A 22536-nucleotide genomic window follows, 5' to 3' on the forward strand; every position below is an offset into this window, starting at 1 on the left:
CATGAAGAGAATCATCCACAACCTAGCGCCCTGGGCGTTGCCGATTTTGCTGTTGGCGGTGTGGCAGTTGTCGGTGTCGGCGGGCTGGTTGTCGACACGGATTCTGCCGGCGCCGATCGCCGTGATCGAAGCCGGTGTGAGCTTGGTGCGCAGCGGTGAAATCTGGACGCACCTGGCCATCAGCGGCTGGCGTGCGGCGCTGGGCTTCACCATCGGTGGCGGCATCGGCCTGGCGCTGGGCTTCATTACCGGCCTGTCGAAATGGGGCGAGCGCCTGCTCGACAGTTCGGTGCAGATGATCCGCAACGTGCCACATCTGGCGCTGATTCCGCTGGTGATCCTGTGGTTCGGCATCGATGAGTCGGCGAAGATTTTCCTGGTGGCGTTGGGCACCTTGTTCCCGATCTACCTCAACACCTACCACGGCATTCGCAACGTCGACCCGGCGCTGGTGGAGATGGCGCGCAGCTACGGTTTGTCCGGTTTCAGTCTGTTTCGTCAGGTCATTTTGCCGGGTGCATTGCCTTCGATTCTGGTCGGCGTGCGTTTTGCGCTGGGCTTCATGTGGCTGACCTTGATCGTTGCTGAAACCATTTCCGCGAGCTCCGGCATTGGCTACCTGGCAATGAACGCCCGAGAGTTTTTGCAGACCGACGTGGTGGTGCTCGCGATCCTGATGTACGCGGTGCTCGGCAAACTGGCCGACCTCGCGGCCCGTGGACTTGAACGTGTGTGGCTGCGCTGGCATCCGGCGTATCAAGTTGCCAAAGGAGGTGCCGCATGACCGCTCAACAACCTCCACGCCTGCTGCGCGGGATTCCGCTGGTGGTGCGCAAGCTGCAAAAAACCTTCGGTTCGCGGCAGGTGCTGCGCGAGATCGATCTGCACATTCCGGCCGGCCAATTCGTCGCCGTGGTGGGTCGCAGTGGTTGCGGCAAAAGTACCTTGCTGCGATTGCTCGCCGGTCTCGACAAACCCACGGGCGGTGAATTGCTCGCCGGTTCCGCACCGCTGAGTGACGCACGGGAAGATACCCGGTTGATGTTCCAGGAAGCACGTCTGCTGCCGTGGAAAAAGGTCATCGACAACGTCGGCCTCGGGCTCTCGGGCAACTGGCGGCCACAAGCGCTGGAAGCGTTGGAGTCGGTGGGTCTGGCGGACCGCGCCAATGAATGGCCGGCGGCCTTGTCCGGCGGGCAGAAGCAGCGTGTGGCCCTGGCCCGCGCGCTGATTCATCAACCGCGCCTGCTGTTGCTGGACGAACCGCTGGGCGCGCTGGATGCCCTGACCCGGATCGAAATGCAGCAACTGATCGAACGGCTCTGGCAGAAGCACGGTTTCACCGTGTTGCTGGTGACCCACGACGTCAGTGAAGCGGTGGCGATTGCCGATCGGGTGATCCTGATCGAAGAGGGCGAAGTCGGCCTCGACCTGCACGTGGAACTGCCGCGCCCTCGGGTTCGGGGTTCGCATCGGCTGGCGGCGCTGGAGACCGAAGTCCTCAATCGCGTCCTCGCGTTGCCCGGCCAGCCGCCGGAACCGGAACCTGTTTCACCCTTGCCTACGCAATTGCGTTGGGCTCAATAACTCAAGCCTCATCCAACGACAGGAATCAACATCATGACTATCAAAGCCATCAACGTTCGTAACCAGTTCAAAGGCTCGATCAAGGAAATCGTACTGGGTGACGTGCTGTCGGAAATCGACGTGCAAACCGCTTCCGGCATCGTCACGTCGGTGATCACCACCCGCTCGGTGAAAGAGCTGGAACTGGTGGTCGGCAGTGAAGTGATCGCGTTTGTGAAATCCACCGAGGTGTCGATCGCCAAGTTGTAAGGGCGTGCACTGCACTCGACCCCGGAGGGCGTGAGCCCTTCGGGGTTTTTTATTCGCGTGAATCAGTCAGTTCGGCGGTGCGGCCATCGTCGGAACGCCGCCCGGAGCCGGCTCACTCCCACATTTGGAATGCATTCCCCTGTGGGAGCGAGCCTGCTCGCGATGAGGCCGGTGCAGCTGAAAAATAATCAGGCAGGAATAGCACGCTTGGGCAAATACGGCGGCAAATACAGCCCCAGATACGCATCAAACACCCGCATCCCTTCCTCGGCCATGCGCGGCGTGATCTGCCCATGCTGCTGCACCGACCGCGCATACACCCGATCACCCAGCTCCATGGCTAGCGCAAACACATCAACGTCAGTCGGCAATTTTGGCAGTTCGAAATGATGATCGAACAGCTTGTGCATCAGGTCGCCCAGCTCAATGTCGTGCTGACGATCGGCCTGGGTGACTTCGGTCAATCCGTGCTGCGCGAGGATCAGTTGGCGAGCGGCGGCGTCTTCGTCGTAGATGTCGAGCATGCGTTGTTCCACCAACCGCGACAGGTCGCGCCAGCCGTTGAGCGCATCGTGGTCGATGGGCGCTTGCAGGCAGGCGCGAAAAGCCGCGTGCACGTCGGCGGTCAGCGCTTCGAGCAGGGCCGGGACGCTGGCGAAAAAGTGGTAGACCGAGGAGGGCGGGATTTCCGCGCGTTCGGCAACGCTGTAGATCGACAGACTGGCCACGCCCTCGGCGGCCAGCAGCGTGCGGGCGGCATCGAGTATCGAATCGATCCGGGCCTGGCTGCGGGCGCGGGGTTTGCGTGGGGTGGCGAGTCGGGTCATTGAAGTCTCCTGCGGGGCAGCGGGCATTGTACGAGCAGGCATCTATGTTGTCTTGTCGGCCGCCTTCGCGGGCAAGCCTCGCTCCTACAGAGGAAACGTAGATCCCTGTAGGAGCGAGGCTTGCCCGCGAACCGCCGCAGGCGGCCATAAAAAAACGCCGCAAGCTTTGTCAGCCTGCGGCGTTCCTTTTACTGCAACCGCTTAAACGGTATGCAGATACCAGTTGTACTCAAGGTCGGAGATGGAGTGTTCAAACTCTTCCAACTCACTTTCCTTGCAGGCCACGAAGATATCGATGTATTTCGGATCGATGTACTTGGCCATGACTTCGCTGTCGTCCAGCTCGCGCAATGCGTCGCGCAGGTTGTTCGGCAGGCTTTGCTCGTTTTGCTCGTAGGAGTTGCCTTCCACCGGTGCGCCCGGCTCGATCTTGTTGGTCAGGCCGTGGTGCACGCCCGCCAGGACCGAAGCCATCAGCAGGTACGGGTTGGCGTCGGCGCCGGCTACACGGTGTTCGATGCGCACGGCATCGGCGGCGCCGGTGGGTACGCGAATCGCTACGGTGCGGTTGTCCAGGCCCCAGCACGGCGAGTTCGGCACATAGAACTGTGCGCCGAAACGACGGTAGGAGTTGACGTTCGGGCAGAGGAAAGCCATCTGCGCCGGTAGGGTCTCGAGCACACCGCCGATCGCGTGTCGCAGCGCGGCGTTCTGCTCGGGATCCTCGCTGGCAAAAATGTTTTTGCCGTCTTTATCAAGAATCGAAATGTGGACGTGCAGACCGTTGCCCGCCTGGCCCGGGTAAGGCTTGGCCATGAAGGTGGTGTCCATCTCATGGTCGTAGGCGATGTTCTTGATCAGGCGCTTGAGCAGGACCGCGTAGTCGCAGGCCTTGATCGGGTCGGCCACGTGGTGCAGGTTCACTTCGAACTGCGCCGGGGCACTTTCCTTGACGATGGCGTCGGCCGGGATGCCTTGCTCTTTTGCACCTTCCAGAATGTCCTGGAGGCAGTCGACGTATTCGTCGAGGTCGTCGATCAGGTAGACCTGTGTCGAGTGCGGGCGTTTACCGGAAACCGGTGAGCGAGGTGGTTGCGGACGGCCGTTCACGTTCTCCTGGTCGATCAGGTAGAACTCCAGTTCGAACGCGGCGCAGATGGTCAGGCCCATTTCGTCGAACTTGCGCACCACATTGGCCAGCACTTCGCGCGGGTCGGCGAAGAATGGCTCGCCTTCGAGTTCGTGCATGGTCATCAACAGTTGCGCGGTAGGGCGCTTCTGCCAGGGCTCATTGCACAGGGTGTCGGGGATTGGATAGCAGATTCGGTCAGCATCGCCGATGTCCAGGCCCAGGCCGGTGCTTTCCACCGTCGAGCCGTTGATATCCAGAGCAAATAGAGAGGCCGGCAGGTTGATGCCTTTCTCGTAAACCTTGTGGAGGCTGGTGCGTTCAATGCGCTTGCCGCGCACCACACCATTCATATCCGCAATCAGAAGGTCAACGTACAGAACCTCAGGATGTTCCTTAAGGAACGCGTTCGCTTCGTTAAGCTGAACGGCACGCGGGGGTACCGACATGATGCAACACCTTTGTTGTTAAAAATATCAATCATTGATCTCTTCGGATTCCAGTCAACCCGAACGGCATGCCGAAGTCAAGCGAGGCCTTTTTTGCCCTAAAAAAGCGCTCATGAGGCTTTTTTGAGGCACTTTGGGGCGTTTTTATGCCTTTGAATGCTTTGCCGTCCGCGGGCTTGAGCGGGCCGTGTTGTATTTTTTACGGGGGTGTTGTGTAAAAAAATGAACAAGGCTAAGCTCGATTCAAACCCATAACAGCAATAATACCGGGGTGCTTCATGTCTCGCCTGCCGTTAATCGGCGTCGCCGTCTGCTCTACGCAGATCGGTCTGCATGCTTATCACATCAGTGGCGATCGTTACGCTCACGCCAGGGCCCGTGTTGCCAAAGGCGTGCCGTCGACTCTTCCTTCCCCGGCAAACCGGCTGGTTCCGTCCGATATTCTGGACGGTCTGCGCGACATTCTCTTTACGGGTTGTCCTTCCAATATAGAACCGTTTTACCTGGCTGGCCCGACCAACGTGTCGGTCATCGCTCATGATTCTGCACGCCTTGCATTGTTCCCGTTCACCCATGCCGTCGTCGAGGCAGGTATTTGTGCGCGGCAATTGCAGTGGCAATCTGTACCAAGCGACGCCCGTGCGTCAAACAACGCCTGACTTATAAGAGTCAGGAAACTCAGCCTAAGAGGCATTTATGAGTAACAACCTCGACCAGCTCACCGATTGGTTGAAAGACCACAAGATCACAGAAGTCGAATGCATGATCGCCGACTTGACCGGGATCACCCGGGGCAAGATTTCGCCGACCAACAAGTTCATTGCTGAAAAAGGCATGCGCCTGCCCGAGAGCGTTCTGTTGCAGACCGTGACCGGCGACTATGTCGAAGACGACATCTATTACGAACTGCTCGACCCGGCCGACATCGACATGATCTGCCGTCCCGACTCGAATGCAGTGTTCCTGGTGCCATGGGCCATCGAGCCGACCGCCCAGGTGATCCACGACACTTATGACAAGCAAGGCAACCCGATCGAGCTGTCGCCGCGCAACGTGCTTAAAAAGGTTCTGAAGCTCTATTCCGACAAGGGCTGGCAGCCAATCGTGGCGCCGGAGATGGAGTTTTACCTGACCAAGCGTAGCGACGACCCCGACTACCCGCTGCAACCGCCAATCGGTCGCTCGGGGCGCCCGGAAATCGGTCGCCAGTCGTTCTCGATTGAAGCGGCTAACGAATTCGATCCGTTGTTCGAAGACGTTTATGACTGGTGCGAACTGCAGGAGCTGGACCTCGACACGCTGATCCACGAGGACGGCACGGCGCAGATGGAAATCAACTTCCGTCACGGCGATGCCCTGTCCCTGGCCGACCAGATCCTGGTGTTCAAACGCACCATGCGCGAAGCCGCGCTCAAGCACGACGTGGCCGCCACTTTCATGGCCAAGCCGATGACCGGCGAGCCGGGCAGCGCGATGCACCTGCACCAGAGCATCATCGACATTGAGACCGGCAAGAACGTCTTCTCCAATGAAGACGGGACCATGAGCCAGTTGTTCCTGCATCACATCGGTGGCTTGCAGAAACTGATCCCCGAGCTGTTGCCGCTGTTCGCCCCGAACGTCAACTCGTTCCGCCGCTTCCTGCCGGATACGTCGGCGCCGGTGAACGTGGAGTGGGGCGAAGAGAACCGCACCGTGGGCCTGCGGGTGCCGGATGCCGGGCCGCAAAACCGTCGGGTGGAAAACCGCCTGCCGGGGGCTGATGCCAACCCGTACCTGGCGATTGCCGCGAGCCTGCTCTGCGGTTACATCGGCATGGTCGAAGGCTTGAACCCAAGTGCGCCGGTGGTGGGGCGCGGCTATGAACGCCGCAACCTGCGCCTGCCACTGACCATCGAGGACGCGCTGGATCGCATGGAAAACAGCGCGACCATCGAGAAATACCTGGGCAAGAAATTCATCACTGGCTACGTCGCGGTCAAGCGGGCCGAGCATGAAAACTTCAAGCGCGTGATCAGCTCCTGGGAGCGGGAATTCCTGCTCTTCGCCGTCTGATGCGCCGGGCGCCGCTGCTTTTGGCGGCGCCTTTCACCGAAATCTTAGGAGAGTTCGCATGACCAGCAACAACCCGCAAACCCGTGAATGGCAAACCCTGAGCAACGATCACCACCTGGCCCCGTTCAGCGACTTCAAGCAGCTGAAAGAGAAAGGCCCGCGGATCATCACCAACGCCAAGGGCGTTTACCTCTGGGACAGCGAAGGCAACAAGATCCTCGACGGCATGGCCGGCCTGTGGTGCGTAGCGATCGGCTACGGTCGCGATGAACTGGCTGATGCCGCCAGCAAGCAAATGCGCGAGTTGCCTTACTACAACCTGTTCTTCCAGACCGCTCACCCGCCGGTGCTCGAGCTGGCCAAGGCCATTGCCGACATCGCGCCAGAAGGCATGAACCATGTGTTCTTCACCGGTTCCGGCTCCGAAGGCAACGACACCATGCTGCGTATGGTCCGCCACTATTGGGCGATCAAGGGCCAGCCGAAGAAGAAAGTCATCATCAGCCGCAAGAACGGTTATCACGGTTCCACCGTGGCCGGCGCGAGCCTGGGTGGCATGACGTACATGCACGAACAAGGCGACTTGCCGATCCCGGGCATCGTCCACATCGCCCAGCCTTACTGGTTCAGTGAAGGCGGCGACATGACGCCGGAAGAGTTCGGTGTGTGGGCAGCCAATCAGCTGGAAGAGAAGATTCTGGAAATCGGCGTGGATAACGTCGGTGCCTTTATTGCCGAGCCGATCCAGGGTGCCGGTGGCGTGATCATTCCGCCAGACACCTACTGGCCGCGCATCAAGGAAATCCTCGCCAAGTACGACATCCTGTTCGTGGCGGACGAAGTGATCTGTGGTTTCGGCCGCACCGGTGAGTGGTTCGGTACCGATTTCTACGGCCTCAAACCCGACATGATGACCATCGCCAAAGGCCTGACGTCCGGCTACATCCCGATGGGTGGCCTGATCGTGCGTGACGAAGTGGTGGCGGTGCTCAACGAGGGCGGCGACTTCAACCACGGTTTCACCTATTCCGGGCACCCGGTGGCGGCGGCGGTGGCGCTGGAAAACATCCGCATCCTGCGCGAAGAAAAAATTATCGAGCGCGTTCATGCAGAAACGGCACCTTACTTGCAGAAACGTTTGCGGGAACTGAGCGATCACCCGTTGGTGGGGGAAGTGCGCGGGGTGGGGCTGTTGGGGGCCATCGAACTGGTTCAGGACAAGGCCACGCGCAAGCGTTACGAAGGCAAGGGCGTCGGCATGATCTGCCGCACGTTCTGCTTCGACAACGGCCTGATCATGCGTGCCGTCGGCGACACCATGATCATTGCTCCGCCACTGGTGATCACCAAGGCTGAAATCGATGAGCTGGTGACCAAGGCACGCAAGTGCCTGGACCTGACCCTGAGTGCGTTGCAGGGCTAAGTGCTAGGCTCTGAGCGGGAGACATGAAACTTTCGCTCAGGGCAGTCGCAAACGGCGGCCTTTCCTTGAAAGACCGCCACCGATCTTGCCAGACTAGCCGCGGTTCCAGTTGCCCGGGTTTGGCCGCTGAACAAAGTGGTTCAAAAAAGAAAAAATTTGGAGCATTACGCATGAAGGCATTAGGAAAAAAGCTTGCTGGCAAGACACTTCTCGCCATGTCCCTGATGGGCATTATGGCGGGTGCGGTTCAGGCGGACGACAAGGTGTTGCACGTCTATAACTGGTCCGATTACATCGCTCCGGACACCATCAAGAAGTTCGAAACCGAGTCCGGCATCAAAGTCGTCTACGACGTATTCGACAGTAACGAAACCCTGGAAGCCAAGTTGCTGGCAGGCAAGTCCGGTTACGACATCGTCGTACCGTCGAACAACTTCCTGGCCAAGCAGATCAAGGCCGGCGTTTACCAGAAGCTGGACAAGTCCAAGCTGCCTAACTGGAAGAACCTGAACACTGACCTGCTCAAAGCGGTATCGGTGAGCGACCCGGGCAACGAACATGCCTTCCCGTACATGTGGGGTTCGATCGGTATCGGCTTCAACGCCGAGAAGGTCAAGGCTGCACTGGGCGCCGATGCACCGACCAATTCCTGGGACCTGTTGTTCAAACCTGAAAACATCGCCAAGTTGAAATCGTGTGGCGTCAGTTTCCTTGATTCGCCAACCGAGATGATTCCGGTGGCGTTGCACTACCTGGGCTATCCAACCGACAGCCAGGACAAAAAACAATTGGCCGAAGCCGAAGCGCTGTTCCTGAAGATTCGTCCTTCGGTTGGCTACTTCCACTCGTCCAAGTACATCTCCGACCTGGCCAACGGCAACATCTGCGTAGCCGTGGGTTACTCGGGTGACATCTACCAGGCCAAAGCGCGCGCCGCCGAAGCCGGTGACAAGGTGAAAGTCAGCTACAACATTCCGAAAGAAGGTGCCGGCAGCTTCTACGACATGGTCGCTATCCCTAAAGATGCCGAAAACGTCGAAGGCGCCTACAAGTTCATGACCTTCCTGCAAAAGCCGGAAATCATGGCTGAAATCACCAACGCGGTACGTTTCCCGAACGGTAACGCGGCGGCCACTCCTCTGGTCGAAAAAGAAATCACCGAAGATCCGGGTGTCTACCCGCCTGCCGATGTGCTGGCCAAGCTGTACGCGATTGCCGATTTGCCGGCCGCGACCCAGCGGATCCTGACTCGCAGCTGGACCAAGATCAAATCCGGTAAGTAAGTAGCAAAACCCCTGTAGGAGCGAGCCTGCTCGCGATGAACCTGAGAGCACCGCTGGGTGTCAGGCACCCAGCGTCATCGTTGACGACCATCGCGAGCAGGCTCGCTCCTACAGGTATCCGTATAAAAGTTTTGCTGGAACGGTTTTTCGAGGGTAAGTTGCGCGCCGGTTTTGTTGCTGGGCAGCTACGACTGTCATGTAACGCGGGGCAACTTGGGCCCAACTAATTTTAGAGGACCTCCACTTGCCTATTTTTTCTTTGTTGCGCAATGCATTGCTGGCCGGTGCCGGACTGACGATGGCTGTCAGTGTCCAGGCTGCCGGCACGGTGCATATTTATAACTGGTCGGACTACATCGGCGAGACCACCCTGGCCGACTTCCAGAAAGAGACCGGTATCAAACCGGTGTATGACGTCTTTGACTCCAACGAAACCCTGGAGGGCAAGTTGCTCGCCGGGCGTACCGGTTATGACGTGGTCGTGCCGTCGAACCACTTCCTCGGCAAGCAGATCAAGGCCGGTGCTTTCCAGAAACTCGACAAGTCGAAGTTGCCGAACTACTCGAACCTCGACCCCGTATTGCTCAAGCGTCTGGAACAAAACGATCCGGGCAACTTGTACGCCGTCCCTTACCTGTGGGGCACCAACGGCATCGGTTACAACGTCGACAAGATCAAGGCTGTGCTGGGCGTCGACAAGATCGATTCCTGGAGTGCGGTGTTCGAGCCGGAGAACATCAAGAAGCTGCAGAGTTGCGGCGTGGCGTTCCTCGACTCCGCCGATGAAATGATGCCGACGGTCCTCAACTACATGGGCCTGAACGCCAACAGCACCAACCCCGAAGATTACAAAAAGGCTGAAGCCAAGTTGCTGGCGGTGCGGCCTTACGTGACCTACTTCCACTCCTCCAAATACATCGCGGATCTGGCCAACGGCGATATCTGCATCGCGATCGGTTTTTCCGGCGACATGTTCCAGGCCCGCAACCGTGCGGCTGAAGCGAAGAAAGGCGTGAACATCGCCTACACCATTCCCAAAGAGGGCGGTGCGCTGTGGTTCGACATGCTCGCGATTCCGAAGGATTCGGGCAACGTCAAAGAGGCCCACGCCTTCATCAACTATTTGTTGAAACCCGAGGTGATCGCACAGGTCAGTGATTCTGTTGGCTATGCGAACCCCAACCCTGGCTCGGACAAATTGATGGAGCAGTCCATCCGCACCGACGAGTCGGTTTATCCACCGCAAGCAGTCCTCGACAAGACCTACGTGTCGGTCGAGTTACCACCAAACATTCAACGTTTGATGACCCGCAGCTGGACCAAGGTCAAGTCGGGCAAATAGCTTCAGGGCTCAAACTATCCAGGTTGGCTCACCTTGAGCGAACTGCACTCTTTTTTTTGGGAGTTTCGTAAATGGCAGTTGCCTCCGGCGCCTATAAGAAAGCCCTCGAGGGCGACCAGTCACCTAAACAGGTGCTGGTCAAAATCGACCGGGTCACGAAGAAGTTCGACGAGACGATTGCCGTGGACGATGTGTCCCTGGAAATCAAGAAAGGCGAGATTTTCGCCCTGCTCGGCGGTTCGGGATCGGGCAAGTCCACGTTGCTGCGCATGCTCGCAGGCTTCGAACGGCCCACGGAGGGGCGCATTTTCCTCGATGGCGTAGACATCACCGACATGCCGCCCTACGAGCGGCCGATCAACATGATGTTCCAGTCGTACGCCCTGTTCCCGCACATGACCGTGGCGCAGAACATCGCCTTCGGCCTCAAGCAGGACAAGCTGCCTGCGGCGGAAGTCGATGCCCGCGTGGCCGACATGCTCAAGCTGGTTCAGATGACCCAGTACGCCAAGCGCAAGCCGCATCAACTCTCCGGTGGTCAGCGTCAGCGTGTTGCCCTGGCGCGTTCGCTGGCCAAGCGACCGAAGCTGTTGCTGCTCGACGAACCGATGGGTGCGCTGGACAAGAAGCTGCGTTCGCAAATGCAGCTTGAGCTGGTCGAGATCATCGAGCGCGTCGGCGTAACCTGCGTCATGGTGACCCACGACCAGGAAGAGGCCATGACCATGGCCGAGCGCATCGCGATCATGCACCTGGGCTGGATCGCCCAGATCGGCAGCCCGATCGACATCTACGAAACCCCGACCAGCCGCCTGGTCTGCGAGTTCATCGGCAACGTCAACATCTTCGACGGTGAAGTGATCGACGACGCCGAAGGCCATGCGACCATCACCTGCAAAGACCTGGATCGCCAGATCTACGTGGGCCACGGCATCAGCACCTCGGTGCAGGACAAATCCGTGACCTACGCGATCCGTCCGGAAAAACTGCTGGTGACGCCGGACATGCCGACCTGCGAATACAACTGGTCCAGCGGCAAGGTGCACGACATCGCCTACCTCGGTGGCCACTCGGTGTTCTACGTCGAGCTGCCGAGCGGCAAGATCGTCCAGTCCTTCGTCGCCAACGCCGAACGCCGTGGTCAGCGCCCAACCTGGGGTGACCAGGTTTACGTGTGGTGGGAAGACGACAGCGGCGTGGTACTTCGCTCATGAACATGCGCAAATTCAAACGCCGCCTCAATCGAATAATTCCCGGTGGCCGTCAGCTGGTCATCGGGGTTCCGTTCCTCTGGCTGTTCATGTTCTTCATGCTGCCGTTCTTCATCGTCCTGAAGATCAGCTTCGCTGAAGCCGACGTGGCCATTCCGCCGTACACCGAAATCTATAACTTCGTAGACCAGAAGCTGCAGGTGCTGCTCAACCTCGGCAACTACGCGATGCTCGGCGACGATGAGTTGTACATCGCCGCTTACCTCGGTTCGTTGAAGATGGCGCTGATCAGCACCATCCTCTGCCTGCTGATCGGTTACCCGATGGCCTACGCCATTGCCAGTGCCCGCAAAGAGCTGCAAACGGTGCTGGTGCTGCTGATCATGATGCCGACCTGGACCGCGATCCTGATCCGCGTTTACGCGTGGATGGGCATTCTCAGCAACAACGGTCTGCTCAACGGTTTCCTGATGAGCATGGGCTGGATCGACGAACCGCTGCAGATCCTCAACACCAACCTGGCGGTGTACATCGGCGTGGTTTATTCGTACCTGCCGTTCATGATCCTGCCGCTCTACGCCAACCTGGTGAAGCACGACAACAGCCTGCTGGAAGCGGCGTCCGACCTCGGTTCGAGTACGTTCAACAGCTTCTGGAAGATCACCATTCCGCTGTCCAAGAACGGCATCGTCGCCGGTTGCATGCTGGTGTTCATTCCAGTGGTGGGCGAGTTCGTGATCCCGGAACTGCTGGGCGGTCCGGAAACCCTGATGATCGGTAAAGTGCTCTGGCAAGAGTTCTTCAACAACCGTGACTGGCCGGTGGCGTCTGCCCTGGCGGTGGTGATGCTGTTGATCCTGATTGTGCCGATCATCCTGTTCAACCGCAGTCAGGCCAAGGAAATGGAGGGTAAAGAATGAAGCGCTTCCGTTTCTCGAGTTTCATGCTGATCGCGGGTTTGCTGTTTATCTACGCGCCGATGCTGATCCTGGTGATCTACTCGTTCAACGCCTCGAAACTGGTGACAGTGTGGGGCGGCTGGTCGATCAAGTGGTACGTCGGCCTGATGGACAACACCCAACTGATGGGCTCGGTGGTGCGTTCGCTGGAAATCGCCTGCTACACGGCGATTGCCGCTGTGGCGCTGGGCACGTTGGCCGCATTCGTCCTGACCCGCATTACCCGCTTCAAGGGTCGTACGTTGTTCGGTGGCCTGGTCACCGCGCCGCTGGTGATGCCCGAAGTGATCACCGGTCTGTCGCTGTTGCTGCTGTTCGTGGCCATGGCGCAGATGATCGGTTGGCCGCAAGAGCGAGGCATCGTCACCATCTGGATCGCCCACACCACGTTCTGTGCGGCGTATGTGGCGGTGGTGGTGTCGGCGCGCTTGCGTGAGCTGGACCTGTCCATCGAAGAGGCCGCCATGGATCTCGGGGCGAAGCCGTGGAAGGTGTTCTTCCTGATCACCATCCCGATGATCGCGCCATCCCTGGGTGCGGGCGGCATGATGTCGTTCGCGCTGTCGCTGGATGACCTGGTGTTGGCCAGCTTCGTGTCGGGGCCGGGGTCGACGACCTTGCCGATGGAAGTGTTCTCGGCGGTGCGTCTGGGCGTGAAGCCTGAGATCAACGCCGTGGCCAGCCTGATTCTGCTGGCGGTGTCGTTGATGACCTTCCTGGTCTGGTTCTTCAGCCGCCGTGCCGAAGAAAGCCGCAAGCGTGCGATTCAGCAGGCCATCGAAGAAAGCGCTGCCGATTCGTGGAAGCAACCGGACGTGCGTCGCGCGCAGCAGGCGCCGGAAGCGGCTTAAAGCGTTGGCCACAATTACGTGGCCAACCCAAACCCACTGTAGGAGCCGGCTTGCTGGCGATGGTGTGTCAGTCGACATCAATGTTGCTGACCCTCCATCGCCAGCAAGCCGGCTCCTACAGGTTTTATGCAATCCAGGGAGACTTGCGGATGATCTCGACGAAGTTCATCGGCTTGAACCCTGGCTCGCTGTCCACCAGCACATCCGCGTTCACCGTACCGAACGTGGTGTCCGGCTTGTGCTTGAAGCCATTGGCGAACGCACACAGGATGCACTCCTTGAACCCCTCGCCCCGTGGATGCGCATGCACCACCGCCTCACGCTGCGCCGTGGGAAATGCCGCGTAGTCGATCCCCAGCACATCCATTTCAACGCCCGCCGTCACCAATGCCACGTTGGGGCGCAGGTGATGCACTACGTTCGGCGTGGTGTGCAGGGCAATCGACAACCACACCTGCTCAATGTCGTCATCGCTCAGGCCATAAGGCTTGAGAAATGCTTTGGCGGCGTTGGCGCTATCGACTTCGAAGCGTTCATCGTCGCTGCGATGACCTTCCACCAGACCCAAGTCATGGAACATCGCGCCGACGTACAACAGCTCCGGGTTGTAGGCCAGTTGCTTGCGTTCACCGCTCAAAGCGCCGAACAGAAACACCCGGCGCGAGTGGTGATAAAGCAGGTCGGATTCGACGTCGCGAATGTATTCCGTGGTGGCCCGGGCCAATGCACTGTCGGGGATTTTGATGCCGGCGATGGTGCTGCTCATGGTGCTGTCCTCGTGGGGTGCGCCGTGGCGGCGCTGATGGGACAAGTCTGTTCCCGGCCCCAAAACCGGACAATCGATCCATGGCTGCGATCCTTGCCAATGAGCATGCATATCGCGCCAACCTCGCTTGTTGGGCGCGGATTGGCTACGGTTGAGGTCCTGCGCATGGATTTACGTCATGCGCACACCTTGTAGGAGCCGGCTTGCTGGCGATGGTATGTCAGCAACATTGATGTCGACTGACCCTCCATCGCCAGCAAGCCGGCTCCTACAAAGTCTGCGTGCATTGAGGGTGTTCCTTGTTATGAGTAAAACCGTTGCCATCGTGGTGTTCGCCGGCGTTCAGTCCCTGGACGTCACCGGCCCCATGGATGTGTTTTCCGAGGCCAATCGTTTCCTCGCGCCGCAGGATCACTATCAACTGGAGGTGATCGGTGTCGAGCGCGGTGTGATGCCGTGTTCCAACGGTTTATCCCTTAATGCCCATCGGCATTTCAGCGAGGCGCTGGGGGCGTACGACTTGTTGCTGGTGGCCGGTGGGCCGCAGTTGCCGTTCATGGATTTCGGCGCGGCCTTCGATGCCTGGCTGCGCGATGCCAGCGCGCTGGCGCAACGGTTCGGCTCGATCTGCAACGGTGCATTCATGCTCGCCCGGGCAGGCTTGCTCGAAGGGCGGACGGTGACGACTCATTGGGGCGATGCCGCTGCACTTGCAGCGTTGTGCCCTTCGACGCAGGTCGAGGCTGATCGCTTGTACGTGCAGGACGGCGAGCTCTATACCTCGGCCGGGGTCACGGCGGGGATCGATCTGTCGTTGTACTTGTTGGCCCGGGATCATGGGCCGGAAGTGGCGCTCAGCGTGGCCAAGCGACTGGTGGTGTTCACGCAGCGCTCGGGCGGGCAATCGCAGTTCAGTCCATTCCTCACGCCCCACGCCGAGCCGACGTCGGCGGTGGCGATGGTTCAGCATTATGTGCTGGCCAACCTGACCGGCGATCTGACCATTGCTGACCTGGCCAACGCCGCCAACATGAGCGCCCGCAACTTTTCCAGGGTGTTTGCCAAAGAGGCGAAGGTCACCCCGGCGGAATTCGTCGAACGGGCGAGGGTGGATGCGGCGCGGGTGATGCTCGAAAGCACCGTTGCGCCGTTGAAGACGGTGGCGTATCAGTGCGGGTTTCGCGATGCGCAGCATATGCGCAGTGTTTTCAATCGCCGGTTGGGGGTAACGCCGCAGCAGTTCAGGTTGAATTTTGCGGCGATGGTTTGAGCTGACATTTGTGTGGTCAGTCAGGGCCTCTTCGCGGGCAAGCCTCGCTCCTACAGGAATAGGTCACTTGTAGGAGCGAGGCTTGCCCGCGAAGACATCAGCCCGGCCAACACAAATCTATGGCGCAGCCCGCGCCGGCAACAGCTTCAACGTACTCCGCGTATTCGCTGTCACCTCTTCATCATTGAGATGCGCCTGGAAATACACCCCTTCGACGTACGCCTCAGCCTGATCATCAAAATGCCGGTCAAACGGCACGCCACTCTGGCCCACCGGGTTGACGGTCAGGCTGTGCGCCGGGTCGGCGAAGTCGATCAGGCGTCGGGTCGACGGCCCATAAGTCACCGGCCATGGCGCCGGGCCGATCTTGGCCGAGAGGTTGTTTGGCACCTCGTGAGTGCCCGGCGCCGCGAACGGCCCGACATTGAAAATCCGGTCCAGCGGCTTCTGTTGCCCCAGCGGATGACCATGGGTCAGCGTATGCGCCTTGCCCCACTGCCATTGCGCGAAGTCCGCACCCAGCGTGCTCTTGAGGTGCGCGAGGCTCGCTTGCCACGCCACCTTGACCGTGTCGGCGCGGGTTTCCTTGCCGAGGGTGTTGCGGTTGTCCCACCACGGCGAGTCGGCGTTCGCCGCCAGGCGCGGCAGCGCAGCGTCGATCACCCGGGTCGAGAGCAGCGTCTCGAAAAAGTCGTTGCCCAGCTCATCGTGCATCGTCGCGTCAGCGAGGTTGAACAGGAACTGGTTGAACAGCGTGGCGCTGGTGGAATCCAGCGGGTAGTCGCCTGTCCACTGGGCCAGTTGTTCCACCAGTTTCAATTCGGCCGGATCGCTCACCACCTCGCGCAGCACCGGTAACAACGGCGCGAGCAAACGCGGGCCGTAGGCGGTGGTGGTGCCCAGTTGCAGCTTCTGGCTTGCCTCCAGATCCCACTTCACGGCCTTGTCGCTGAGCTGGCGATTGAGCTGCTGCCCACGATCGGCGAGGTTGTAGTAACCAGGGATCTCCATGCCGGTCGGCGACACGGGCTGGAAGTTGGCCGAGACAATGTAGCCCCGCGCCGGGTTCTCTTCCTGCGGGTTGGCGCTGAACGGGTAGAAGCCGTCCTTGTCCGCTTCGGCGCTGCTGCCGTCGAGGATGAACCACGGCCGCACACCTGCTGGACGCTTCGGCAGTTGCGCCGCCGCCCACCAGCCGATGTCGCCCTTGGCGTTGGCCCAGACGATATTCAGGCCCGGCGCCTGGACCTTGGCGGCGGCACTGCGCGCCTTGGCCAGGGTGTCGGCACGGTTGAGCTGGTAGAAACCTTCGAGGATCGGGTTCTGGCTTTCGAGAAAACCCCACCACATGGCGATGGGCGTCTTGCCGACGCTGTTGCCCAGCGCATCGTTGACGATCGGCCCGTGTGGCGACTGGCGCAGCAGCAACTTCACCGGCGGCTGCCCCTTGACCGCGATCTGCTGTTCGCTGGTGACCATGTCCACCCACTTGCCGCGATACCAGACCTGGTTGGCGTTGTCCGGGTTGACCTTCTCGGCGATCAGATCGAGGTCGTCGTTCTGGAACATGGTGATGCTCCAGCCGAAGTCGCGGTTCATCCCCAGCGAGGCGAACGGCATCAACGCCTGATAGTGGCCGTAGAGCTCGAAGCCCGGCGCCGAGAGCTGCGCTTCGTACCACACCGACGGCGCAGAGAAGCGAATGTGCGGATCACCCGCCAGCAGCGGCTTGCCACTTTTGGTCCGATTGCCAGCGACGACCCAGGCGTTGCTGCCCTCGAACTGCGGTAAACCGTTGTCGGCCAGAGCCTGTTCGCTCAGGCGGGCGAGAGTGTTGAGGTCTTTCCAGTCGGCGCTGGCGAGAGGCGGCGGGGTGCTGCTGTGGTTGTTCGCCAGCACGCCTTTGGACTGCCAGTCGAGATCGAAGACGTTCAGGTACTCGGCACCCAGTTGATCACGCACGTAGGTCAGCAAGGGTTCGGTGCGAAACGCCGCGGCAAAACTGTAGGCCATGTAACCGGCGATGCTGATGGTGTCCTGCGCGGTGAACGGGCGTTTTGGAATGCCCAGTACATCGAACTCCGCAGGTTTTGCATGGCTGTCCTGATACTGGTTGATGCCGTCCAGATAGGCTTGCATGGCGATGAAGGCCGGCGATTGCTTATCCATGTTCGCCTGGTAGGTTTCGGCGCGTTCGCGAATGCGCAGGCTGCGCATCAGCTTGTCGGTGTCGAGTAGTTTGGGGCCCAGCACTTCGGCCAGTTCACCACGGGCGAGGCGGCGCAGGACTTCCATCTGAAACAGCCGGTCCTGGGCGTGCACATAGCCGAGGGCGCGGTACAGGTCGGTTTCGTTTTCGGCGCGGATGTGCGGGATGCCGCGTTCGTCGTAACGGACGGTGACGGAGCCTTGCAAGTGTTGCAGCTCGACCATGCCCTGGCGCGTCGGTTGCTTGCTGTAGATGTACCCGCCGGCACCTGCGGCGAGCGCGACTATCAGCAGTGCGAGAACGGTCAGGCTACGTTTCATGGTGACTCCTTGTTGTTATTAGTGGCAGCAGTTCCCTGGCGCCACTGTTTAACACGGCTTGCCGAATCGGCCCATCGCCCTTAGGAGGGATTCGCGTCTGCGCGGTCTTACTGCTTTGTGTCGGCGGGCCACGGGCAGTAACACCCGACGGCCAGCGTGTGCGTGGCATTGACGGTGCGGCCCGCGTTTAACGCTTGTAGGATCGGCTCAATGAAGCTGTTGCTCGAATTACAGGTCAGGCCTTCGCTGTAAGGGCCGAAGTAGGCCAGTTTGCCGCTGCGGTCCCAGATCGCCACGGCCGGGCTGGCCGGGATCTGTTCGGAACCCGGGAGGACGGTGATGGTTTTCAGGCTGCTCAGCGTGCTCGGCAACTGGCCGTGGCTGCCGGGTTTTTGTACCGCATAAAACTCGACGCCCTGTGGCACATACTGCTCGACCAGTTCGCTCAGGTGTTGTTGATTGCCGACGTTGCACGGGCAGGCCGGGTCCCAGAAGTGCACCAGGCGAATGGCGCCGGGGCCGGCGAGGTTGTCGGGCAAGTGCAACGGGTCACCGGAAAACACCGCCGTGTGTTCGCTGAACGCTCGCAGGTAGCGTCCTTGAAACCAGTCGTACGCCGCCCATAAAACACCGGCGCACACGAGGGCGAGCAGGCAGGCAAGCAGTGGGGTGCGGTAGGGCGAACGCATGGGTGTCGATCCTCGAAGGTCGCCCAGCTTGCCATGCTTGCCGCGACAGATGAATATCGCAGGCTTATAAAGTCCGCTTCGTGCTCTGGAATCGCCCATGTCCGCCACTTTCGCCCCCGATCATTTGCGTGCCAGCCTGCGGCCCCTGGCCGAGTGGCAGCCGCTGTCCGAGGAGGCGCAGGCCTACCAGCGGTTCTACGGGCTGGATTTTCCGGGGCGTCAGTTGCGCAGGGGCCTGGGGCGTTTTGAAGTGGACGCTTATGACGTGGTCGGCCAGGTGTGGTGGCCGGAGCGGGCGAAGGCGACGCTGTTTGTGTTCCACGGTTTCTACGATCACACCGGGCTCTACCGGCACGTGATCGAGTGGGCGCTGAATCAGGATTTCGCGGTGATTGCCTGCGACTTGCCGGGGCATGGTCTGTCCAGCGGCGAGCGTGCGAGCATCAACGATTTCGCCGAGTATCAGGACACGCTGCAAGGGCTGTTCGCCGAGGCGAAATCTCTCGATCTGCCGCAGCCTTGGCACCTGTGCGGTCAAAGTACCGGTGGCGCCATCGTGATCGACCATGTGCTTAACGAAGGGGCGGGCAGCCCGGCCCAGGGCCAGGTGATCCTGTTGTCGCCGCTGGTGAGGCCGCGCGCCTGGGGCTGGTCGCAGCTCAGTTATTACCTGCTCAAGCCGTTCGTCAAAGCCATCGCCCGACGCTTCAGCGAGAACTCCAACGACCCGGATTTCCTGCCGTTCCTGCAAGCCGACCCGCTGCAACCGCTGCGCTTGCCGACGGCCTGGGTTGGGGCGCTGGCGCGCTGGATCAAACGCATCGAAGCTGCGCCGGACAGCACTCGACGGCCACTGATCGTGCAGGGGCAGGCGGACATGACGGTGGATTGGCAGCACAATCTTGAGGTGTTGAAAGCCAAGTTCGATCGGCCTCAGGTGTTGATGTTGCCTGAGGCGCGGCATCATTTGGCGAATGAGACGGTGGCGTTGCGCGGGGAGTATTTCGGGTTTTTGACGAAGCGGATCAAGGGCCGGAATTTGTAGTGCCTGTCAGGGCCTCTTCGCGAGCAAGCCCGCTCCCACAGTTGACCGAGTTGTTTGGGAAAACACGGTCAACTGTGGGAGCGGGCTTGCTCGCGAAGAGGCCCTTGCAGGCGCCGAGATTACTGACTGAGGTTCGAAGGGGTTTGCCCCACCGCCAACCCTGCCCGAATCGCCGCCAACGCCGCCTGGTAATACGCCTTGCCTTCCGCCGACTCGGCAAACGTGGCGAACTCTTCCAGCTCGTCATCCGACAGATCGCGATAGACATACAGCAACGTGTTGTTGAGGTCGCTGCCGATCTGGTCCATCAAGCGCTGACGCTGACCGTTCAACAGCCCCTGCGCCTGACCGCCACCGAGCAGGCCGGGGATCATCGAACTCAGGCTGTCGGCCGCGACGCCGGCAATCGCCAGGCTGACTTCCGCACCGGCCTCCCGCGCGGGCAAGGCCTGGGCGAGGTGACCGATGATCAGCGTGCGGCTGTCGCTGGCCTGAATCTTCGGCAGGCCTTTGGCGTTCTTCGCCAGTTGATCGCGACGGGTCGCCAGCAACTCGGCGGCGACGATCTTCTTGCCCAGCGGCGACTGGAAAAAAGCCAGTGCAGGTTTAGGATCGGCCAGGGTTTTGCGCAATTGCGCTTCGGCGCGCTGGTCTACGGCCTGCGGGGCAAAGCGCTGATTGCTGTTGTTCACCAGCGCCTGAAACACGGCGGGCGGCAGGCTGTTCTGGTAACGCTGCTGAGCGGCTGAAAGGGCATCACTGAAATGCGCGCGTTGTTCTGGCCAGCCGGCGACCTTGTACAACTGGTCGTGGCCGTCTGCCCAAGCGGGCAAAACGCAGAACATCATCAGTGAGAAAAGCAAACGGCGCATAGGGACTCCTGTCAGCAGGCGACTATTCTCCGTGTGGCATAGGGACTTGTCGAGAATTCGTATCAAGCCGCCGCGCGGCTCTGTCGGATTTTCCGGCACAGGAATACTATGCGCGCCATGCGAATACCCTCTGATCACCCGCTGCTGTTACGTATCGTCGACGACCTGGCCGAGCGCGGCTGGTCGCAGCAGAATATTTTCCTGCCCTTGGGTCTGACCCAAGAACTGGCGGCTGAGTGCCGTAAACGTGCTGCCGAGGGTGAATTGGCCCCGGCCGCCGTAGGCCGCGGGCCGACATCGGAGATTCGCGAGGGAATTCGCGGCGACCGAATCCAGTGGATCGAGCCGGGTCAGGCGCTGGCTTGCGAGAGTTACCTGCAATTGATGGACAGCCTGCGCGAGGCATTGAATCGCGGGTTGTATCTGGGCCTCGAAGACTTTGAAAGCCATTTCGCGATGTACCCGCCCGGCGCTTTCTACCTCAAGCATGTCGACCGCTTCCGCGACGATGATCGGCGCATGGTCTCGGCAGTGGTCTACCTCAACGACGCCTGGCTGCCGGAGCACGGCGGTCAGTTGCGCATGTACCTCAAGGAAGGCGTCGAATACGATGTGGTGCCCACCGGCGGATGCCTGGTGGTGTTCCTGTCGGGCGAAGTGCCCCACGAAGTCCTGCCCGCGACCCGCGATCGCCTGTCGTTGACCGGCTGGTTCCGGCGTCGTGGCAACGAGCCGTTCTGATCATGCAGAAAATTCTGGTAAGTCGCTGTCTGCTTGGCCACCGCGTGCGTTACGACGGCGGTGCCAGCGGGCCGTTCGATCAGCTTCAACAGTGGGTCGACGAAGGTCGCGTCGTGCCGTTGTGTCCGGAAGTTGCCGGTGGCTTGCCGACGCCACGGGCGGCGGCGGAGATTCCGGGCGGGCAGGGCAGTGAAGTGCTGGAGGGGCAGGCGGCGGTGATTACCACCGAGGGCGAGGATGTCAGCGCGCAGTTTCTGAGCGGTGCTTACCAGGCGCTGGAGCTGGTACAGAAACACAACATCCGCATCGCTGTGCTCAAGGCCAACAGCCCGTCGTGCGGCAACCTGTTGACCTATGACGGCACGTTCAGCGGCGTGAAAGTCAGCGGCGAAGGCGTGACGGCGGCGTTGCTCAAGCGCCATGGCGTGCAGGTCTTCAGCGAACTGGAACTGGCTGAAGCCGCCGCTGCACTGCAACTCTAAACCCAAATCCCTTGTAGGAGCCGGCTTGCTGGCGATAGCGGTGTAACAGTCAGCGCAATTGTTGAATGTTAAACCGCTATCGCCAGCAAGCCGGCTCCTACAGGGGGATCGCGGTGATCAATATGATCGTCCGTGGCCTTAGGGTTTCGGTATCTCGGCGGCATCCGCCCCAAACCATTTCTTCTCCAGTGCCTCCAGTCGCCCATCCGCCTTTATCCGCTGCAACGCGTTCTCCAGGCTGGCATGAAACGCCGGGTTCCCTTTCTGAAACGGAATGGCCAGGTTCTCGGCCGGGGCCGCTTTCGGCTTTTCTTGCGTTAGCGACTGCACCAACAGGATTGAACGCGGCTCTTCTTTCTGCGCGATCAGATGCGCATCGGTGTGAATGTAAGGCTCGCTGAAGTCGAAACGATCCTTGAGCGCTGGAGTCTCTGTTATGTGATTGATGGCGATGTCGTACTTGCCGCTTTCAACACCGGTCAACAGATCGCTGGAATCGGTGACGACGAAGTCAGCCCTTACATCCAGTTCATTGGCCAGCAGTTGGCCCAGTTCGACTTCGAAGCCCGAGAGTTGGCCATCGTCCTTGAAATTGAAAGGTGGTGTATTAGCCTCAAGGGCAATACGCAATTCACCGCGGTCGTTTACATCGTCAATCAGTTCGGCATGAGCCAAAGGGCTCAAAAGGGGTAGCAGGCAGATCAGGCCAGGCAAAAAGCGCATGGTCACTCCTTTGAATACATTTATCGCGATGCGCTGGTTCAGGCTCGCTTTGCT

At 60.1% G+C, this 22536-nt stretch carries 21 protein-coding genes and 1 pseudogene; 15 read left to right on the plus strand and 7 right to left on the minus strand.

Going from position 1 to position 22536, the window contains the following annotated elements:
* The first annotated feature begins 1 nt into the window (after position 1).
* The 3 genes from ssuC to IB245_RS10520 are packed head-to-tail and all read left to right on the plus strand — an operon-like array spanning position 2 to position 1836.
* Entirely contained in the window at positions 2-784 is a 783-nt protein-coding gene (ssuC, locus tag IB245_RS10510) for an aliphatic sulfonate ABC transporter permease SsuC (RefSeq protein WP_192227512.1), read from the plus strand.
* Entirely contained in the window at positions 781-1587 is an 807-nt protein-coding gene (gene ssuB, locus IB245_RS10515; RefSeq protein ID WP_008040746.1) for an aliphatic sulfonates ABC transporter ATP-binding protein, read from the plus strand. Before ssuC ends, ssuB begins: the two co-directional genes overlap by 4 nt.
* Before the next feature lie 33 nt (positions 1588-1620).
* Positions 1621-1836, plus strand: coding sequence for a TOBE domain-containing protein (locus IB245_RS10520; RefSeq protein ID WP_003229256.1), 216 nt, complete (start codon positions 1621-1623; stop codon positions 1834-1836).
* Positions 1837-2024: 188 nt separating this feature from the next.
* Here IB245_RS10520 and IB245_RS10525 read toward each other — a convergent pair whose 3' ends face one another.
* Together IB245_RS10525 and IB245_RS10530 are read right to left on the minus strand one after the other, a co-directional pair.
* Entirely contained in the window at positions 2025-2663 is a 639-nt protein-coding gene (locus IB245_RS10525) for a TetR/AcrR family transcriptional regulator (protein ID WP_008040751.1), read from the minus strand.
* A gap of 201 nt (positions 2664-2864) precedes the next feature.
* Positions 2865-4241 carry a glutamine synthetase family protein gene (locus tag IB245_RS10530; RefSeq protein WP_008026026.1) on the minus strand — a complete coding sequence of 459 codons (1377 nt, stop codon included), beginning with the start codon at positions 4239-4241 and terminating at the stop codon, positions 2865-2867.
* Positions 4242-4519: 278 nt separating this feature from the next.
* Between IB245_RS10530 and IB245_RS10535 the strand changes: the two are divergent.
* The 8 genes and pseudogenes from IB245_RS10535 to IB245_RS10570 form a co-directional block, all read left to right on the plus strand.
* Positions 4520-4837: pseudogene (locus tag IB245_RS10535) on the plus strand (gamma-glutamyl-gamma-aminobutyrate hydrolase family protein); the annotation flags it as partial.
* Positions 4838-4937: 100 nt separating this feature from the next.
* Complete coding sequence (locus IB245_RS10540) at positions 4938-6296, plus strand: glutamine synthetase family protein (RefSeq protein ID WP_008026030.1); 1359 nt, start codon at positions 4938-4940, stop codon at positions 6294-6296.
* 58 nt (positions 6297-6354) lie between these two features.
* Positions 6355-7719 carry an aspartate aminotransferase family protein gene (locus IB245_RS10545; protein ID WP_008026032.1) on the plus strand — a complete coding sequence of 455 codons (1365 nt, stop codon included), beginning with the start codon at positions 6355-6357 and terminating at the stop codon, positions 7717-7719.
* A gap of 170 nt (positions 7720-7889) precedes the next feature.
* The gene (locus tag IB245_RS10550; RefSeq protein WP_008026034.1) at positions 7890-9002 is read left to right on the plus strand and encodes a polyamine ABC transporter substrate-binding protein; all 1113 of its coding nucleotides are present in this window, start codon (positions 7890-7892) and stop codon (positions 9000-9002) included.
* 244 nt (positions 9003-9246) lie between these two features.
* Positions 9247-10344 carry a polyamine ABC transporter substrate-binding protein gene (locus IB245_RS10555; RefSeq protein ID WP_008026036.1) on the plus strand — a complete coding sequence of 366 codons (1098 nt, stop codon included), beginning with the start codon at positions 9247-9249 and terminating at the stop codon, positions 10342-10344.
* A gap of 71 nt (positions 10345-10415) precedes the next feature.
* A complete protein-coding gene (locus IB245_RS10560; RefSeq protein ID WP_192227513.1) occupies positions 10416-11558 on the plus strand; it encodes an ABC transporter ATP-binding protein in 1143 nt (380 codons plus the stop codon).
* Between the two features lie 35 nt (positions 11559-11593).
* Complete coding sequence (locus IB245_RS10565) at positions 11594-12475, plus strand: ABC transporter permease subunit (protein ID WP_177318183.1); 882 nt, start codon at positions 11594-11596, stop codon at positions 12473-12475.
* On the plus strand, positions 12472-13365 hold the full coding sequence (locus tag IB245_RS10570; RefSeq protein WP_008026042.1) for an ABC transporter permease subunit: 894 nt from the start codon (positions 12472-12474) through the stop codon (positions 13363-13365). The genes IB245_RS10565 and IB245_RS10570 overlap by 4 nt, the downstream gene beginning before the upstream one ends.
* A gap of 124 nt (positions 13366-13489) precedes the next feature.
* Here IB245_RS10570 and IB245_RS10575 read toward each other — a convergent pair whose 3' ends face one another.
* A complete protein-coding gene (locus tag IB245_RS10575; protein ID WP_192227514.1) occupies positions 13490-14131 on the minus strand; it encodes an HD domain-containing protein in 642 nt (213 codons plus the stop codon).
* Positions 14132-14435: 304 nt separating this feature from the next.
* Between IB245_RS10575 and IB245_RS10580 the strand changes: the two genes are divergently transcribed.
* Complete coding sequence (locus tag IB245_RS10580; RefSeq protein WP_008040757.1) at positions 14436-15401, plus strand: GlxA family transcriptional regulator; 966 nt, start codon at positions 14436-14438, stop codon at positions 15399-15401.
* 117 nt (positions 15402-15518) lie between these two features.
* Here the strand turns inward: IB245_RS10580 and IB245_RS10585 are convergent, their stop codons facing one another.
* Together IB245_RS10585 and IB245_RS10590 are read right to left on the minus strand one after the other, a co-directional pair.
* Positions 15519-17930, minus strand: a complete 2412-nt coding sequence (locus IB245_RS10585) for a penicillin acylase family protein (RefSeq protein ID WP_192227515.1) — start codon at positions 17928-17930, stop codon at positions 15519-15521.
* A gap of 107 nt (positions 17931-18037) precedes the next feature.
* Positions 18038-18619, minus strand: a complete 582-nt coding sequence (locus tag IB245_RS10590; RefSeq protein WP_192227516.1) for a DUF6436 domain-containing protein — start codon at positions 18617-18619, stop codon at positions 18038-18040.
* A gap of 97 nt (positions 18620-18716) precedes the next feature.
* Here IB245_RS10590 and IB245_RS10595 point away from each other — a divergent pair, with 97 nt between their 5' ends.
* Positions 18717-19664, plus strand: coding sequence for an alpha/beta hydrolase (locus tag IB245_RS10595; protein ID WP_008026053.1), 948 nt, complete (start codon positions 18717-18719; stop codon positions 19662-19664).
* Between the two features lie 119 nt (positions 19665-19783).
* On the opposite strand, the gene IB245_RS10600 is transcribed toward IB245_RS10595, so the two are convergent.
* Entirely contained in the window at positions 19784-20536 is a 753-nt protein-coding gene (locus IB245_RS10600; RefSeq protein WP_192227517.1) for a DUF2059 domain-containing protein, read from the minus strand.
* 108 nt (positions 20537-20644) lie between these two features.
* Here IB245_RS10600 and IB245_RS10605 point away from each other — a divergent pair, with 108 nt between their 5' ends.
* Positions 20645-21277 carry a 2OG-Fe(II) oxygenase gene (locus IB245_RS10605; RefSeq protein ID WP_192227518.1) on the plus strand — a complete coding sequence of 211 codons (633 nt, stop codon included), beginning with the start codon at positions 20645-20647 and terminating at the stop codon, positions 21275-21277.
* A gap of 2 nt (positions 21278-21279) precedes the next feature.
* A complete protein-coding gene (locus IB245_RS10610) occupies positions 21280-21759 on the plus strand; it encodes a DUF523 domain-containing protein (RefSeq protein WP_192227519.1) in 480 nt (159 codons plus the stop codon).
* Positions 21760-21897: 138 nt separating this feature from the next.
* On the opposite strand, the gene IB245_RS10615 is transcribed toward IB245_RS10610, so the two are convergent.
* Positions 21898-22482, minus strand: a complete 585-nt coding sequence (locus IB245_RS10615; RefSeq protein WP_008040763.1) for a transporter substrate-binding domain-containing protein — start codon at positions 22480-22482, stop codon at positions 21898-21900.
* Between the last annotated feature and the right edge of the window lie 54 nt (positions 22483-22536).

Source organism: Pseudomonas sp. PDM02 (assembly GCF_014852285.1).
GTDB lineage: Bacteria > Pseudomonadota > Gammaproteobacteria > Pseudomonadales > Pseudomonadaceae > Aquipseudomonas > Aquipseudomonas migulae.

Bases quoted from the DNA above. Each gene is read 5' to 3' on its own strand.
- IB245_RS10575 (WP_192227514.1), bottom strand. From the start codon at position 14,131: ATGAGCAGCACCATCGCCGGCATCAAAATCCCCGACAGTGCATTGGCC.
- IB245_RS10605 (WP_192227518.1), top strand. From the start codon at position 20,645: ATGCGCGCCATGCGAATACCCTCTGATCACCCGCTGCTGTTACGTATC.
- IB245_RS10580 (WP_008040757.1), top strand. From the start codon at position 14,436: ATGAGTAAAACCGTTGCCATCGTGGTGTTCGCCGGCGTTCAGTCCCTG.
- ssuB (WP_008040746.1), top strand. From the start codon at position 781: ATGACCGCTCAACAACCTCCACGCCTGCTGCGCGGGATTCCGCTGGTG.
- ssuC (WP_192227512.1), top strand. From the start codon at position 2: ATGAAGAGAATCATCCACAACCTAGCGCCCTGGGCGTTGCCGATTTTG.
- IB245_RS10610 (WP_192227519.1), top strand. From the start codon at position 21,280: ATGCAGAAAATTCTGGTAAGTCGCTGTCTGCTTGGCCACCGCGTGCGT.
- IB245_RS10545 (WP_008026032.1), top strand. From the start codon at position 6,355: ATGACCAGCAACAACCCGCAAACCCGTGAATGGCAAACCCTGAGCAAC.
- IB245_RS10600 (WP_192227517.1), bottom strand. From the start codon at position 20,536: ATGCGCCGTTTGCTTTTCTCACTGATGATGTTCTGCGTTTTGCCCGCT.
- IB245_RS10550 (WP_008026034.1), top strand. From the start codon at position 7,890: ATGAAGGCATTAGGAAAAAAGCTTGCTGGCAAGACACTTCTCGCCATG.
- IB245_RS10530 (WP_008026026.1), bottom strand. From the start codon at position 4,241: ATGTCGGTACCCCCGCGTGCCGTTCAGCTTAACGAAGCGAACGCGTTC.
- IB245_RS10540 (WP_008026030.1), top strand. From the start codon at position 4,938: ATGAGTAACAACCTCGACCAGCTCACCGATTGGTTGAAAGACCACAAG.
- IB245_RS10585 (WP_192227515.1), bottom strand. From the start codon at position 17,930: ATGAAACGTAGCCTGACCGTTCTCGCACTGCTGATAGTCGCGCTCGCC.
- IB245_RS10615 (WP_008040763.1), bottom strand. From the start codon at position 22,482: ATGCGCTTTTTGCCTGGCCTGATCTGCCTGCTACCCCTTTTGAGCCCT.
- IB245_RS10520 (WP_003229256.1), top strand. From the start codon at position 1,621: ATGACTATCAAAGCCATCAACGTTCGTAACCAGTTCAAAGGCTCGATC.
- IB245_RS10595 (WP_008026053.1), top strand. From the start codon at position 18,717: ATGTCCGCCACTTTCGCCCCCGATCATTTGCGTGCCAGCCTGCGGCCC.
- IB245_RS10590 (WP_192227516.1), bottom strand. From the start codon at position 18,619: ATGCGTTCGCCCTACCGCACCCCACTGCTTGCCTGCCTGCTCGCCCTC.
- IB245_RS10560 (WP_192227513.1), top strand. From the start codon at position 10,416: ATGGCAGTTGCCTCCGGCGCCTATAAGAAAGCCCTCGAGGGCGACCAG.
- IB245_RS10570 (WP_008026042.1), top strand. From the start codon at position 12,472: ATGAAGCGCTTCCGTTTCTCGAGTTTCATGCTGATCGCGGGTTTGCTG.
- IB245_RS10525 (WP_008040751.1), bottom strand. From the start codon at position 2,663: ATGACCCGACTCGCCACCCCACGCAAACCCCGCGCCCGCAGCCAGGCC.